Consider the following 14,207-nt stretch of genomic DNA (forward strand, 5'->3'; position numbering starts at 1 on the left):
TCTCCTTGGTGCGATTTAGCGGGGTTTCAGCGTGAAGGGCAAGGTGTCGGCATGCAGGGCTTCCACCAACTCGGCGCGGTGCTTCAGCACGGCGCGCTGGTTGATGGAGCCTTTGTCGGTCACTTCGCCCTTGTCGATCGATGGCGGCTCGGAGACGATGTGCGCGCGCGCGATGCGGCTGGCACTGCCGGTGCTGGACGCCGCGAGCGTATCGAGCAATTGCTGGAACTGCGCCTGCACGGCCGCGCTCTCGACCACGTCCTTCATGGAAGCATCGGCAGCGAGGCCGGCGAGTTGGCGCACCGCCTGGGTCGGGAAGATCAGCGCGCCGACTTCCTTGAGGTTGATGCCGGTCAGCACGACGTCCTGCACGTAGGGCGCGCCGGCCGTGCTGATCCTGGCCCGCAGCGGTCCGACGCTCACGAAAGTGCCGGTGGCGAGCTTGAAGTCTTCGGCAATGCGGCCGTCGAAGCGCAGGCCGCGGTGGACATCGGCCTCGTCGATCCACCGGACGGCATCGCCCGTGCAGAGGAAGCCCTCTTCATCGAAGGCTTCGCGCGTGGCCTCGGGTGCGCGCCAGTAGCCTGGTGTGACGTTGGGGCCGCGGTAGCGCACTTCCACCTTCCCGTCCACATCGACCAGCTTGAGCGTCATGCCCGGCGTCGGCACGCCGACATCGCCTGCGCGCACATCGGGGCTGTTGATGAACATCGCGGACGGGCCCGATTCGGTCATGCCGAGGCCTGTCGCCATGACGATGCGTTCGCCGATCTCGGCTTCCTGGATCTCGTGCAGCAAATCCCAGATGGGTTGCGCGAGCGCCGCGCCCGAGTAGAAGAACATGCGCACGCGCGACAGCAGCGTCTTGCGAAGCTGCGCATCGGTCTTCATTGCTTGCGCGATGGCCTCGAAGCCGGTCGGAACGTTGAAATAGACGGTGGGCGCGATCTCGCGCAGGTTGCGCAGCGTTTCGCCCATCAGCACGGGCGTGGGCTTGCCGTCGTCAATGTAGAGCGTGCCGCCGTGGTAGATCGTGATGCCGACGTTGTGGTTGCTGCCAAAGGTGTGGTTCCACGGCAGCCAGTCGATCAGCACCGGCGGCTCTTCGGCCAGCGAGGGCATCGATTGCGCAATCTGGACCTGGTTGGCGCACCACATGCGCTGCGTGTTGATGACCGCCTTGGGCATCTTGGTCGAGCCCGAAGTGAACAGGAACTTCGTGATCGTGTCGGGTCCCGTGGCTTCCATGGCCGCATCGACCGCATGGGTGGAGGGTGTGGCGAGGAGGCTGTCGAAGGTGGTGATCGCGCGACCGGCGAGTTCGGGCGACAGCGCTCCCGCGTCGTCCGTCCCGCCGTGGCCGTGCTGCAGCACGATTTCGACATCGGCAGGGGCGACTGCCGCGATCGCGCGGCCGAAGCGCGCGGCATCGCTTGCGAACACGAGACCTGGCGTGAGTGTGTCGAAGATGTGGCGCAGCTTGTCGTAGTCCTGGCTGACGATGGAGTAGGCGGGCGACACCGGGCAGTAGGGGATGCCGGCGTAGATGCATCCGAGCGACAACAGGGCGTGCTCCAGGCTGTTCTCGCTCAGGATCATGACGGGCCGCTCGGCGTTGAGGCCGCGGTTCAGCAGGGCCTGCCCGATGCGCCGCGCGTCCTGCAGCGCCTGCGCGTAGCGGAGGTGCTGCCATTCGCCGGTGCTGCCATCGGGTAATTGCTTGCGCCTCGCCATGAAGCTGCGGTCGGGCGCCACGCGCGCCCAGTGCATCAGGCGGTCGGTGATGCGCTCTGCGTACTCCTTGAGCGGCTCGGTCGCTTCGAGGTAGCGCACACCCGCTGCGCCTTCGCGCACGCTGACACGACGCACGCCGAAGGTCACGGGACGGTAGCGCGGCGTGATCGCCGCTGAGCGGGGGGCTTGCATGGTGTCCTTGGGTGTCTCAGTTTTTCTGCACTTTGCCGGCTTTGCCTTCGAGGAAGGCGCGTACCCGCTCCTTGGCCTCGGGCGCGCTCTGCGCGATGCCTGCCATCAGCGCTTCGGTGAAGAAGCCGTGGTCTGCCGGTTGCTCCGCGATGCGCGGCAGGGCGTGCATGAGCGCGTAGTTGGTCAGCGGCGCATTCGAAGCCACGCGCTTGGCCAACTCGACGGCCTTGTCGAGGGCAGTGCCTTCCGGAACGAGGTACTGCGCGAAACCGGCGCGCTCGCCTTCTTCGGCGTTGTAGACGCGGCCAGTCATCATCATGTCGGTCATGCGGGCAGTGCCGATCAGCTTGGGAATGCGCACCGAGCCGCCGCCGCCGACGAAGATGCCGCGGGAGCCTTCGGGCAGCGCGTAGAAGGTCGTCGTATCGGCCACCCGGATGTGGCAGGCACTGGCGAGTTCCAGCCCGCCGCCGACCACCGCGCCGTGGAGTGCGGCGATCACGGGGACCGGGCCGTACTGCACCAGATCGAGCGCCGCATGCCAGGTGCGCGAGTGGAGCAGCCCCTGGCCGGCATCGCGCTCCTGGAGTTCCGACAGGTCGAGGCCGGCGCAGAAGTGCGGCCCCTCGCCGTCGATCACGGCCGCGCGCACGGTGGCGGGCAGGTTTTCGAAGGTGTTGCGCAGGGCGAGGATCAATGCGTCGGACAGCGCGTTGCGCTTGCTGCCGCGGGTGAGACGCACGATGGCAATGTTGTCCTGGAGTTCGAGCTGGATGTCGGTGTGGGTCATGATTGCATTCCGGAGTGCGATCGATTATGGTTATGAAAAATAATCAATTCAAGCCGCATGATGCCGTGCGGCATGAGGATTTACCCTAAGCCGCAAACCGCCTGGAGACACTGCCATGGACTATCAGAACCTGATCGCGATCGACACGCATACGCATGCCGAAGTGAGTTGCTGGAATCCCTTCGACAACTACGGCGAAGAATACGATCGCGCCGCCGACAAATATTTCAGGTCGAGCCGCCGGCCGACCATCCAGGAAAGCATCGATTACTACCGCGAGCGCAAGATCGGCCTCGTGATGTTCATGGTCGATGCCGAGTCGAACATGGGCCGGCGCCGCATCCCGAACGAGGAAATCGCAGAGGCGGCCCAGAAGAATTCCGACATCATGATCGCCTTTGCCAGCATCGACCCCCACAAAGGCAAGATGGGCGCACGCGAGGCGCGACGGCTGATCGAGGAGCACGGCGTCAAGGGCTTCAAGTTCCATCCGACGGTGCAGGGTTTCCACCCCTACGACAAGATGGCTTGGCCCATCTACGAGGTGATCAACGAATACGCGCTCCCGGCCGTCTTCCACACTGGTCACAGCGGCATCGGGTCCGGCATGCGGTGTGGCGGCGGCCTCAGGCTCGAATACAGCAATCCGATGCACCTGGACGACGTCGCCATCGACTTCCCCGACATGCAGATCGTGATGGCGCACCCGAGCTTCCCGTGGCAGGACGAGGCGCTGAGCGTCGCGACGCACAAGCCCAACGTCTGGATCGACCTGTCGGGCTGGAGCCCGAAGTACTTTCCGAAGCAGCTCGTGCAATACGCCAACACGCTGCTCAAGGACCGCGTGCTGTTTGCGAGCGACTATCCGCTGATCACGCCGGATCGCTGGCTGAAGGATTTCGAGGATGCAGGCTTCAAGCCCGAGGTGGTGCCCGGCATCCTCAAGGACAACGCCGTCCGCCTGCTGAAGCTGGCCAAGTAAGGCCGGCCTAGGGAGTCCGCTCCTGCTCGGCCTGATCCCAATCAACATGGGTGCGCTGGCGGCGCTCCTCGCGCTCGCGCGCGATCTGCTCCTGGAACTGCTGGCGCCCTTCCTTCTGGGCCGCGATCAGTTTGGCGCGGTCCTTGTAGTGGGGGTAGACCTCGTGCATGAGTTGGATGTTGCGAAGCCTGAAGCGCATCGCGGTTTCGCGTGCCTCGTGCGCGGGCCAGCCCAGGCCTTCGAGCACCGAACGGGCGCTGCGTAGCGACGACTCGAAGACTTCCCGTTCGATGTGCTCGACCTTCCGGTCGAGCAACTGGTACACATGCGCCACATTCCGCGCCCGTGCGACGATCCTCGCGTTCGGGAAATTCTCCCGGACGAGGTCGGCGATCTTCAGGGACTGCTCCATGTCGTCGACCGCGACCACCACCACCTTGGCCGTGCCCGCGCCAGCAGTGCGCAGCAAATCGAGTCGCGTCGCATCGCCGTAGAAGACGCGGAAGCCGAATTCGCGCAGGCTCTCGATGGTGTCGGGGTCGTGGTCGAGCACGGTGATCTTCATGCCCTGCGCGCTCAGCAAGCGCCCGATGATCTGCCCGTAGCGGCCGAAGCCGCAGATGACCACCTTGGCGTCCTGCTGCTCGGAGATTTCCTCCAGCGTGGTTGGCGCATGGCCGCTGTAGCGTGCCATCACCCATTTATCGATCGCCACCAGCAACAAGGGGGAAATCAGCATCGAAAGTGCCACCGCGCCGATCAGGAAAGACGCCACGCTGCGCGGCAGCACGTCCGGGCCGGCCGCCTGAAACACCACGAAGGCGAACTCGCCGCCCTGCGCAAGCAGCAGCGAGAACACCGGCCGTTGCTGATACGGGACGTGCATCAGCTTCGCCAGCCCGTAGATCACGCCGAACTTCAGCAGCATGAAGCCGCTCACCACCACCGCCATCAACAGGGGGTGGGTGAGCAAGACGCCGAAGTCGATGCTCATCCCGACCGCGATGAAGAAGAGGCCGAGCAGGAGGCCTTTGAAGGGTTCGATGTCGGTTTCGAGTTCCCGCCGGTATTCGCTTTCCGCGAGCAGCACGCCCGCAAGGAAGGCACCGAGCGCCATCGACAGGCCGATGAACTGCATCAGCGCCGCGATCGCGACCACCAGCAACAGCGAGGCCGCGGTGAAGATTTCGGGCGTCTTGCTGCGCGCGATCCACCGCAGCACGGGCCGAAGGGCGAGGCGGCCACCCACCACGATGCCGCCGATGACGCCGATGATCTTCAGCCCCTCCAGCGCCCGGTCGAAGCCGGTGGCCCCGGATCCGGCGTCAGGGCTGACCGCCAGCAGCGGCAACAGCGCCAGGATCGGGATGGCCGCCACATCCTGGAACAGCAGGATCGAGAAGCCGGCCTGCCCGCTCGGCGTCAGCATCAGGTTGCGCTCGCCGAGCACCTGCAGCGCGATCGCCGTCGACGAAAGCGCGAGGCCGAGCGCTGCCACCAGCGCAATGCGCCAGTTGGCGCCGGCCAGGGCGCCGACCACGAACAGCACGGCCGCGCAGGCCAGTACCTGTGCCGAGCCCCAGCCGAAGATCGGCCCGCGCAGGCTCCACAGGCGCTTGGGCTCCAGTTCGAGGCCGACCAGGAACAGCATCAGCACCACGCCGAATTCCGCGAAGTGCAGGATGTCCTCGACGTTGGTCACCAGCCCCAGCCCCCACGGGCCAATGGCGATGCCTGCGGCAAGGTAACCAATGATCGAACCCAGTCCGAGGGCCTTCGACAGCGGCACCACCAGCACCGCGGCACTGAGATAGATCAGGGAGTTGACGAGCCAGGCCGGCATGTGTTCCATCGTCAGGCCTCTTCGTGGCCGACCGGCCTGTCGATTTCGGGCACCGCGCAACTCTCGCAAGAGGCGAGGTCGTCCATCTCCGGCCAGTTCGGATAGGTGCGGAGTCGATCCTTGAAGACGTCCACGTGCGCAGCCACCTCGGACGAATGGGCGCTGCGGGCGCCGTGAAACAGCAGCGGCGGCAGGAAGCGCATGCCGCATAGCGCTGCGGTCTGCTCGTACGGCGGCAGGAAGGCGTCGAAGAAATAGCGGTTGTAGCTTTGCGGGTGATAGCTCTTTTCAGGGCCGCCGGTGGTCGCGACCAACCATAAGTCCTTGCCTTCCAGCTTGCTGCCGCCCTTGCCGTAGGCCCAGCCGTAGCTGAACACGTCATCAATCCAGAGCTTCTGCAGCGCCGGCATCGAATACCACTGGATGGGGTGCAGCAATACCAGCACATCGGCGCGCGCCAGCCGAGCCTGCTCGGTCTTCACGTCGATCGCATAGTCGGGGTAGCTGTTGTAGAGGTCGTTGACCTCGACGCCGGGTACCTCTCGTGCCGCCTTCAGCAACTGGAGGTTGATGCGGGAATCGCGCCAGCGCGGGTGCGCGGCAATCAGGTAGATGCGGGGGGCGCTTTCCGTGCTTGTTGTTGTCGGCATGCCGCGAACATATCGCACTCCGTGGGCGGCTACCATGGCGCCTGTCTTCAGCCTCGAGGAGCCTCAGATGCCGGTGGTCCTGGTCGCCAATCCCAAGGGCGGGGTGGGTAAATCCACGCTCGCAACGAACATTGCGGGCTATTTCGCCAGCGCTGGCCATCCGGTGATGCTGGGTGATACCGATCGCCAGCAGTCCTCGAAACTCTGGCTCGGCCTGCGCCCGCCGCAGGCGCGCGAGATCAGGACCTGGGAGGCGACCGAGGACGGCGAGGTCGTTCGCCCGCCGCGCGGCACCACGCACGCCGTCATCGACACGCCGGCCGGCCTGCACGGTTCGCGCTTCAAGGACGTCGTGGCGCTGGCCGACAAGGTGCTGGTGCCGCTGCAGCCCAGCATCTTCGACATCTACGCGACCCGCGATTTCCTGGACCGTCTGCTGTCGCACCGCCGCGTCGAAAAAACGCATGTGGCGCTGGTCGGCATGCGAGTGGACGCGCGCACTCTGGCGGCCGATCGGCTGCGCGAATTCGTCGCCGGACTCGATGTGACCGTGCTCGGCGAGCTTCGGGATACCCAGAACTACGTGCAACTCGCGGCCCGCGGGCTGACGCTGTTCGACATCGCACCGGGTCGCGTGCAGCGCGATCTGGAGCAATGGGTGCCGATCTGCCGCTGGCTGGACGCCTGAGCCCTCGCTCGTGGTTTTCCCTGAATGCGCATGTCGCAGCGTGGACAGGTACAGCCGGATCGGACCGCTAAAGTGAACCGCATGAAAAAGACCTTCCAGACCCTCGAAGATCTCGCCGCATGCGTCGGCCAGGAAGTCGCCGTGAGCGACTGGATCACCATCACCCAGGAGCAGGTCAACCTGTTCGCCGAGGCCACGGGGGACCACCAGTGGATTCACGTGGATGTCGAGCGGGCCAAGGCCGGACCATTCGGCGGCCCCATCGCCCACGGCTTCCTGACCCTGTCGCTGCTGCCGCGCATCTACGAGACCGCCTTCAGCGTGATCGAGTCGCGCATGGGGGTCAACTACGGGCTAAACCGGGTTCGATTCATGTCGCCAGTGCCCGTGGGCGGCCGCGTACGTGGTCGCATGAAGCTCCTGACGTCGGAGCCGATTGCCAACGATGGTTTGCAGATGACGTGGGAAACCACCATCGAACTCGAAGGCTCTCCAAAGCCGGCCTGCGTGGCTGAGTCGGTCGTCCGCAGGTATAAGTAGCTCGCCCCCAGGTTGGCTCACTTCGTGTAGCCGCCCACCCCCTGCCGGGGGCACCACCGGCGGCCCGGCGGAGCCGGTTCCGCGGTGGTTGCCGAAGGGGAGCGGGCTGCGCCGCTCCTCTGTCTATTTGAAGTTGTTTTGGCGCCAGGCTTCGAAGACGGTGACTGCGACTGCGTTTGAGAGGTTGAGGCTGCGTTGGCCTTCGCGCATTGGGAGTCGCAAGCGTTGCAGTTCGGGGAACTGCTCGCGCAAGGTTGGCGGCAGGCCACGCGTTTCCGAACCGAAGACGAGCCAGTCGCCGGGGCGGAAGGCGATGTCGTGAACCTGCCGCGTTCCGCGCGTCGTGAGGGCGAACATCCGGTCTGACGGGGGGCGTTCGACGTCGAGCAGTGCCTCCCAACCCGGGTGTCTCCGGACCTCGGCATATTCGTGATAGTCCAGGCCGGCGCGGCGCAGCAACTTGTCGTCCATCGAGAAGCCGAGCGGTTCGACGAGATGCAGGGTGCAGCCCGTGTTGGCCGCCAGCCGGATCACGTTGCCGGTATTTGGCGGAATTTCGGGCTCGACGAGGACGATGTGAAACATGGTGGGATTGTCCGCGGCGTTTCAGGCCGGCACCTCCGTGCGCGCGAACACGACCGCGGTGATGTGCGATGCCCCGCCCGAGCGCAGGACCTGGGCTGCGGCGAAGAGGGAGGCACCGGTGGTCATCACGTCGTCGACCAGCACGACGCGCCGGTTGCGAACGGCCGTCGGTCTGAGCGGCTCCAGGGCGAATGCGCCGCGCAAGTTGATCAGTCGCTCCGCGCGGGTCAGGCCGCTTTGGGCAGGTGTTTCGCGCGTTCGAAGGAGAAGGTTGGGGTCGGTGGTCTGCGGTGCCAATCGCCGTGCGAGTTCATGGGCCTGATTGAAGCCCCTCTCGCGCAGACGGGCGGGCGCCAAGGGCATCGGCAGTACGAGATCGGCACCTTCGAGCGCCGGCTCGACCCAGGGCGCGCTTCGCAGCAATGTTGCCAGCGGTTCTGCCAACCCGGCCTCGCCGCGAAACTTGAATTCTGCAATGCACGCCGGCCAGGGCCACGCATAGGCACAGGCCACAAGGCAGGCATCGAGCGAAGGCGGATTGCGCAGGCAGTCGCCACACCGGTCGACGCCTGGCGGTACCGACAAGGCGCAAGTTGCGCAGCGCTGCGTGGGCGGAGCGAAGCGAGCCACGCACGCGTCGCACACGGGGCGGGCGGGCCATGTGCGACACACGAGGCACTGGCTCGGCAGGCGCGCCGCGATCGATGAGAAAGCCCTTTCGGTCCAGCTTTTGAACATCCCTCAATATACTGAGTGGCCCATGCTTCCCGACTCTCCCCAGCGACCGCCGACCATCGATGCCACGGCGGCCGCCCGCTGGAGCCGCCTCGCGGAGCCAGCCGGTTCTCCTTGGCTGCATGAGGAAATCGGTCGACGGATGGAAGATCGGCTCCAGTGGATCAAGGCAACTCCGCGCCGATGGGCCGACTGGTCGCCACTTCGGGGAGGGCTGGAGGCTCATGCGTTGGTCGCCCGCCGCTATCGGGACGCCGCGCCTTATGTCATCGAAACCGAGCCATCGCTCATCGGACCGACCGGCAAGGCGCTCGCCGCGCCCTGGTGGACCGCACGTCGCTGGCAGGTAGCGCAGCCGACCTTCGTCGCGCCTCCCGAAGACGGCGTGGACTTGCTATGGGCCAACATGGCCCTGCACATGGCCGCCGATCCGGGCGCATTGATTAATCAGTGGCATCGACTGGTCGCGACCGACGGCTTCCTGATGTTCTCGTGCTTCGGCCCCGACACGTTGTTCGAACTGCGTGCACTTCACCAGCGCCTGGGGTGGCCGCCCGCGAGCCATGAGTTCACCGACATGCACGATTGGGGCGACATGCTCGTCGGCGCCGGTTTTGCAGAGCCCGTGATGGACATGGAGCGAATCGTGCTGACCTGGCCCAATGCCGACGCGGCCCTCGCCGAACTGCGCACCCTCGGCCGAAACCTCCATCCAGGGCGATTTGCGGCGTTAAGAGGCAAAGCCTGGCGCCAGGCATTCGGCCGCGCACTACCGGAGCTGGCGCCGTCGGCAGATGGGGGAGGGCGCATCGCACTGACCTTCGAAATCATCTACGGCCATGCGTTCAAACCGGCGCCGCGGGTCGCCTTGTCGGCGGAAAGCGCCGTTTCCCTTCGCGAGATGCGCTCGATGCTTCAGCGCGGTCGCCCAGGCGCATGAGAGCGCACTGGTTCACCCGCTACAATCCGGCGCTGCGTGAACTCCCGGGTATTGTCCCGTGATCGAGGCCTGTCGAACATGGGTTTGACAGCGATCGACGCACCGATTTGCTGAACTCGCCCGTGTCGAATTCCGTGTTTCGTTTTGCCACTGTTTCAGGCCAAAGCATCCATTGGTTCCTGAAGCGCAATTGCTCGGTCACGCCGAGCCAGCTTGGCTGGCTCTACGCGTCGCTCTGCGTGGTATCACTTGGCATCGGAACCGTTTTCTGGCTGAACGGCGCACGGCTCGTGTTGCCGTTTGCCTGGCTCGAACTTGCCGCGGTGGGTTTCGCGTTCGTCCTCTATGCACGGCATGCGACCGACGGCGAAAAGATCGCCCTGCAGGGCGGCCGGTTGGTGGTCGAGCTCGAAAACGGTGGGCACTACGAGCGTACGGAATTCTTGCCGCACCAGGTGCGGGTCGAGCCACAGGACAGCGACCGGTCGCTGATCGAGGTCTCGGGTCAGGGTCGTTCGGTCAGGGTGGGGCGGTATGTGCGCCCGGAGTTGCGCGCGGCGTTGGCGCGCGAAATTCGCATGGCATTGCGCAGTGCCTGAGGAAGGCATGTGCAGTGTTTCACCGTGGGGACCGGTGGGGTTAACTGGAAAATGAAAAAGTGAACACGATGAAGAGCATTTGGCGCAACAAGATCTGGCCGGCGAATTTGCTGCTGGCGGCCGGCGCGGCTTTCAGCGGCGCGGCGCATGCAGTCAATGACCTGCCCGGCGGACCGTCCGTGCGTCAGCTGAATCTCCCGGTGGGTGTCACCAAGATTTCGCAAGAACAGCATTTCCTGCACACGGTGATGATGATCTTGTGCACCGTGATCTTCGTGGCGGTGTTCGCTGTCATGTTCTATTCCATCTGGAAGCACCGCAAGTCGGTCGGCCACAAGGCGGCCAACTTCCATGAGTCCGTGGTGGTCGAAGTCATCTGGACCATCGTTCCCTTCGTCATCGTCATCCTGATGGCACTGCCGGCGACCCGCGTGCTCGTCGCCCAGAAGGACACCACCAACTCCGACCTCACCATCAAGGTCACCGGCTACCAGTGGAAGTGGGGTTACGACTACCTCAAGGGCGAAGGCGAGGGCCTGTCGTTCATTTCCACCCTCGACGCCTCGCACCGCGCCATGTCCGATGCAGGCGCCCACGGCGACATCCCCGACAACTACCTTCTCAAGGTCGACAACCCCCTCGTCGTCCCGGTCGACACCAAAATCCGCATCATCACCACCGCGAATGACGTGATCCACGCCTTTGCGGTGCCGCAGTTCGGCGTCAAGCAGGATGCAATCCCGGGCTTCGTCCGCGACACCTGGTTCCGCGCCGAAAAGGTGGGTGACTATTACGGCCAATGCCAGGAGCTCTGCGGCAAGGAACACGCTTTCATGCCCATCCACGTCAAGGTGATGGCGGCTGCCGACTACACCGCCTGGGTGGACGGCAAGCGCAAGGAAGCCGCCGCCAAGCAGGACGACCCGGGCAAGGTCTGGACGCTGCCTGAAATCCTGGCGCGTGGCGAAAAGGTCTACGCGGCCAACTGCGCGGCCTGTCACCAGGCCAATGGCAAGGGTGCGGGGCCGGTCAAGCCGCTCGACGGCTCGGCAACCGTGCTCAATGCGGACCACAAGCTGCAACTCCACGTGGTGCTCAACGGCCAGAACAATGGCGCGATGCCCTCATGGAAACAACTCAGCGACACTGACATCGCTGCCGTGGTGACCTTCACGAAGAACAGCTGGTCGAACAAGACGGGCCAACTGGTGCAGCCGGCTGAAGTGCTGGCCGAGCGCGGCAAGTAAGCCGCAGGCTCCACGACGAAGAGTTAGCAAGGAATACCAAGATGAGCGCAGTCCTCGACCCCCACGCCCACGGCCACGGCGACCATGCCCACGACGATCACAACCACGCGCCGAGCGGTTGGCGCCGCTGGGTGTTTGCGACCAACCACAAGGACATCGGCACGCTGTACCTGTTGTTCTCCTTCACGATGCTGATGGTCGGCGGCGTGCTGGCCCTGATGATTCGCGCCGAGCTGTTCAAGCCTGGCCTGCAACTGGTCAACCCCGAGCTGTTCAATCAGTTCACGACCATGCACGGCCTGATCATGGTGTTCGGCGCGATCATGCCGGCTTTCGTGGGCTTCGCGAACTGGATGATCCCGCTGCAGATCGGCGCATCCGACATGGCGTTCGCGCGCATGAACAACTTCAGCTTCTGGTTGCTGATCCCGGCGGCGCTGATGCTGGTGGGCTCATTCTTCATGCCCGGCGGCGCACCCGCAGCGGGCTGGACGCTCTATGCGCCGCTCACTCTGCAGATGGGTCCTTCGATGGACGCCGGCATCTTCGCGATGCACATCATGGGCGCTTCGTCGATCATGGGCTCGATCAACATCATCGTGACCATCCTCAACATGCGTGCCCCCGGCATGACGCTGATGAAGATGCCGATGTTCTGCTGGACCTGGCTCATTACCGCCTACCTGCTGATCGCCGTGATGCCCGTGCTCGCCGGCGCCATCACCATGACGCTGACCGACCGCCATTTCGGCACCAGCTTTTTCAACCCCGCCGGTGGCGGCGACCCGGTGATGTACCAGCACATCTTCTGGTTCTTCGGCCACCCCGAGGTCTACATCATGATCTTGCCGGCCTTCGGCATCGTCAGCCAGATCGTTCCGACCTTCTCGCGCAAGAAGCTCTTCGGCTATGCCTCCATGGTGTATGCCACGTCGTCGATCGCCATCCTGTCGTTCATCGTGTGGGCACACCACATGTTCACGACCGGCATGCCGCTCACCGGCCAGCTGTTCTTCATGTACGCGACCATGCTGATCGCCGTGCCGACGGCCGTGAAGATCTTCAACTGGATCGCAACGATGTGGCAGGGCTCGATGACCTTCGAGACGCCGATGTTGTTCGCCGTGGGCTTTATCTTCGTGTTCACGATGGGCGGCTTCACCGGCCTGATCCTCGCGGTTGCGCCGATCGATACGCAGTTGCAGGACACCTATTACGTGGTGGCCCACTTCCACTATGTGCTGGTGGCTGGTTCGCTGTACGCGATGTTCGCCGGCTACTACTACTGGTCGCCGAAATGGACAGGCGTGATGTACAACGAAACGCGCGGCAAGGTTCACTTCTGGTGGTCGCTGATCTCTTTCAACGTCGCCTTCTTCCCAATGCACTTCCTGGGTTTGGCCGGCATGCCGCGTCGCTACGCCGACTATCCGATGCAGTTCGCCGACTTCAACGCCGTGGCCAGCGTCGGCGCATTCGCCTTCGGATTCGCGCAGGTCTATTTCTTCGTCTTCATCGTGCTGCCCACCATGCTCGGCAAGGGTGAGAAGGCGCCGCAGAAGCCATGGGAAGCTGCCGAAGGACTGGAATGGGAAGTGCCTTCGCCCGCACCGTTCCATACCTTCGAAAACCCGCCCAAGCTGGACGCGACTGCCACCAAGGTGATCGGCTGAAGTGCCGCGCGTCATGACACCTGAACAAAAGAGGAGCAACCGCCGCATGGGGCTCACGCTGGCCTCCATCGCGCTGCTGTTCTTCATCGGTTTCATCATCCGCATGGCCTGGATCGGCCACTAGGCGGGACCATGGCCATCGGTCAACGCATCCGTCGCGAAAACGTCCGAATGGTCGGCAAGCTGGCCGTCGTGGCGGCCGGCATGTTCGGCTTCGGCTATGCGCTGGTACCGGTCTATCGGGCCATCTGCGAGATGACCGGCATCAATATCCTGGCGCTCTCGGAGCTCGAAGTCCCCGGCGGGGCGTCGGGCGGCAAGAGCGTCCGTGTGCCTGACAACACGCAGGTGGACATGAGTCGCACGATCACCGTGGAGTTCGATGCGAACGTTCGCGGTCTGTGGGACTTCAAGCCCGCGCAGAACTCGATGCAAGTGCATCCCGGCGAGCTCCACACCGTGATGTACGAGTTCCAGAACGTACAGAATCGCCGGATGTCCGCGCAGGCCATCCCGAGCTACGCGCCCCAGCAGGCGGCACCGTACTTCAACAAGCTGCAATGCTTCTGCTTCAACCAGTACACGCTGGATCCGGGCGAGAAGAAGGAGTGGCCTGTCGCGTTTGTGATCGACCCCAAGATCTCCAAGGACGTCAAGACGATCACGCTGTCGTACACCTTCTTCGAGGTCGGCGGCAAGACGCCGGCAGCGCCTGTCGCTGCCAACGCCGCAGCCGGACCGACGACGGAGCCACGCTCATGACCGCACCCGCTGCACCGCGCAAGGGATCGCTGTGGCGAACGATCAGGGCTGTTGGCTGGTCGTTTTTCGGCGTGCGCAAGAACAGCGGGTTTCAGGATGACGTTACGAAGCTCAACCCATTGCACATCATTGTGGTTGCGCTCGTTGCCGTGGCCCTTTTTGTCTGCGCCCTGATCCTGTTCGTGCGCTGGGTCGCCGCATCCTGAAGAAAACACCCACAGAATCTGAACCGAGAGAAGAAAGCCAG

At 64.3% G+C, this 14,207-nt stretch carries 16 protein-coding genes; 10 read left to right on the forward strand and 6 right to left on the reverse strand.

What is annotated here, in order from left to right; translation table 11 throughout:
* Nucleotides 1-15: 15 nt before the first annotated feature.
* On the reverse strand, nucleotides 16-1,926 hold the full coding sequence (locus AC1DN9_RS05100; RefSeq protein WP_478097886.1) for a feruloyl-CoA synthase: 1,911 nt from the start codon (nucleotides 1,924-1,926) through the stop codon (nucleotides 16-18).
* A gap of 16 nt (nucleotides 1,927-1,942) precedes the next feature.
* Complete coding sequence (locus AC1DN9_RS05105; RefSeq protein WP_478097888.1) at nucleotides 1,943-2,716, reverse strand: crotonase/enoyl-CoA hydratase family protein; 774 nt, start codon at nucleotides 2,714-2,716, stop codon at nucleotides 1,943-1,945.
* Between the two features lie 115 nt (nucleotides 2,717-2,831).
* Here AC1DN9_RS05105 and AC1DN9_RS05110 point away from each other — a divergent pair, with 115 nt between their 5' ends.
* Nucleotides 2,832-3,698, forward strand: a complete 867-nt coding sequence (locus AC1DN9_RS05110; protein WP_478097890.1) for an amidohydrolase family protein — start codon at nucleotides 2,832-2,834, stop codon at nucleotides 3,696-3,698.
* Between the two features lie 7 nt (nucleotides 3,699-3,705).
* On the opposite strand, the gene kefC is transcribed toward AC1DN9_RS05110, so the two are convergent.
* A complete protein-coding gene (kefC, locus tag AC1DN9_RS05115) occupies nucleotides 3,706-5,550 on the reverse strand; it encodes a glutathione-regulated potassium-efflux system protein KefC (RefSeq protein ID WP_478097891.1) in 1,845 nt (614 codons plus the stop codon).
* Between the two features lie 2 nt (nucleotides 5,551-5,552).
* The gene (gene kefF, locus AC1DN9_RS05120; RefSeq protein ID WP_478097893.1) at nucleotides 5,553-6,191 is read right to left on the reverse strand and encodes a glutathione-regulated potassium-efflux system oxidoreductase KefF; all 639 of its coding nucleotides are present in this window, start codon (nucleotides 6,189-6,191) and stop codon (nucleotides 5,553-5,555) included.
* A 67-nt stretch (nucleotides 6,192-6,258) separates the two neighbouring features.
* On the opposite strand from kefF, the gene AC1DN9_RS05125 reads away from it, so the two are divergent.
* Both AC1DN9_RS05125 and AC1DN9_RS05130 read left to right on the forward strand, forming a co-directional pair.
* Nucleotides 6,259-6,879: a ParA family protein gene (locus tag AC1DN9_RS05125; RefSeq protein WP_478098143.1), complete on the forward strand. Its 621-nt coding sequence runs from the start codon at nucleotides 6,259-6,261 to the stop codon at nucleotides 6,877-6,879.
* Between the two features lie 81 nt (nucleotides 6,880-6,960).
* On the forward strand, nucleotides 6,961-7,419 hold the full coding sequence (locus AC1DN9_RS05130) for a MaoC family dehydratase (protein WP_478097895.1): 459 nt from the start codon (nucleotides 6,961-6,963) through the stop codon (nucleotides 7,417-7,419).
* Nucleotides 7,420-7,542: 123 nt separating this feature from the next.
* Here AC1DN9_RS05130 and trmL read toward each other — a convergent pair whose 3' ends face one another.
* Nucleotides 7,543-8,004 (reverse strand): tRNA (uridine(34)/cytosine(34)/5-carboxymethylaminomethyluridine(34)-2'-O)-methyltransferase TrmL, encoded by a 462-nt coding sequence (gene trmL, locus AC1DN9_RS05135; protein ID WP_478097897.1) that lies wholly within the window; start codon nucleotides 8,002-8,004, stop codon nucleotides 7,543-7,545.
* Between the two features lie 21 nt (nucleotides 8,005-8,025).
* Nucleotides 8,026-8,742 (reverse strand): ComF family protein, encoded by a 717-nt coding sequence (locus AC1DN9_RS05140; protein ID WP_478097899.1) that lies wholly within the window; start codon nucleotides 8,740-8,742, stop codon nucleotides 8,026-8,028.
* A 22-nt stretch (nucleotides 8,743-8,764) separates the two neighbouring features.
* On the opposite strand from AC1DN9_RS05140, the gene AC1DN9_RS05145 reads away from it, so the two are divergent.
* From AC1DN9_RS05145 to AC1DN9_RS05175, 7 genes are all read left to right on the forward strand, one after another.
* Nucleotides 8,765-9,679, forward strand: a complete 915-nt coding sequence (locus tag AC1DN9_RS05145; RefSeq protein ID WP_478097901.1) for a methyltransferase domain-containing protein — start codon at nucleotides 8,765-8,767, stop codon at nucleotides 9,677-9,679.
* Nucleotides 9,680-9,801: 122 nt separating this feature from the next.
* Nucleotides 9,802-10,278: a DUF2244 domain-containing protein gene (locus AC1DN9_RS05150; protein ID WP_286567805.1), complete on the forward strand. Its 477-nt coding sequence runs from the start codon at nucleotides 9,802-9,804 to the stop codon at nucleotides 10,276-10,278.
* Between the two features lie 68 nt (nucleotides 10,279-10,346).
* Complete coding sequence (coxB, locus tag AC1DN9_RS05155; RefSeq protein WP_478097903.1) at nucleotides 10,347-11,525, forward strand: cytochrome c oxidase subunit II; 1,179 nt, start codon at nucleotides 10,347-10,349, stop codon at nucleotides 11,523-11,525.
* Between the two features lie 41 nt (nucleotides 11,526-11,566).
* Nucleotides 11,567-13,198, forward strand: coding sequence for a cytochrome c oxidase subunit I (ctaD, locus tag AC1DN9_RS05160; RefSeq protein WP_478097905.1), 1,632 nt, complete (start codon nucleotides 11,567-11,569; stop codon nucleotides 13,196-13,198).
* Nucleotides 13,199-13,211: 13 nt separating this feature from the next.
* Nucleotides 13,212-13,322: a cytochrome oxidase small assembly protein gene (locus tag AC1DN9_RS05165; protein WP_478097907.1), complete on the forward strand. Its 111-nt coding sequence runs from the start codon at nucleotides 13,212-13,214 to the stop codon at nucleotides 13,320-13,322.
* An 8-nt stretch (nucleotides 13,323-13,330) separates the two neighbouring features.
* On the forward strand, nucleotides 13,331-13,960 hold the full coding sequence (locus AC1DN9_RS05170; protein ID WP_478097909.1) for a cytochrome c oxidase assembly protein: 630 nt from the start codon (nucleotides 13,331-13,333) through the stop codon (nucleotides 13,958-13,960).
* Nucleotides 13,957-14,166 (forward strand): DUF2970 domain-containing protein, encoded by a 210-nt coding sequence (locus AC1DN9_RS05175; protein WP_478097911.1) that lies wholly within the window; start codon nucleotides 13,957-13,959, stop codon nucleotides 14,164-14,166. Before AC1DN9_RS05170 ends, AC1DN9_RS05175 begins: the two co-directional genes overlap by 4 nt.
* The last annotated feature ends 41 nt before the right edge of the window (nucleotides 14,167-14,207 follow it).

The organism is Variovorax sp. 05L425, assembly GCF_056397705.1.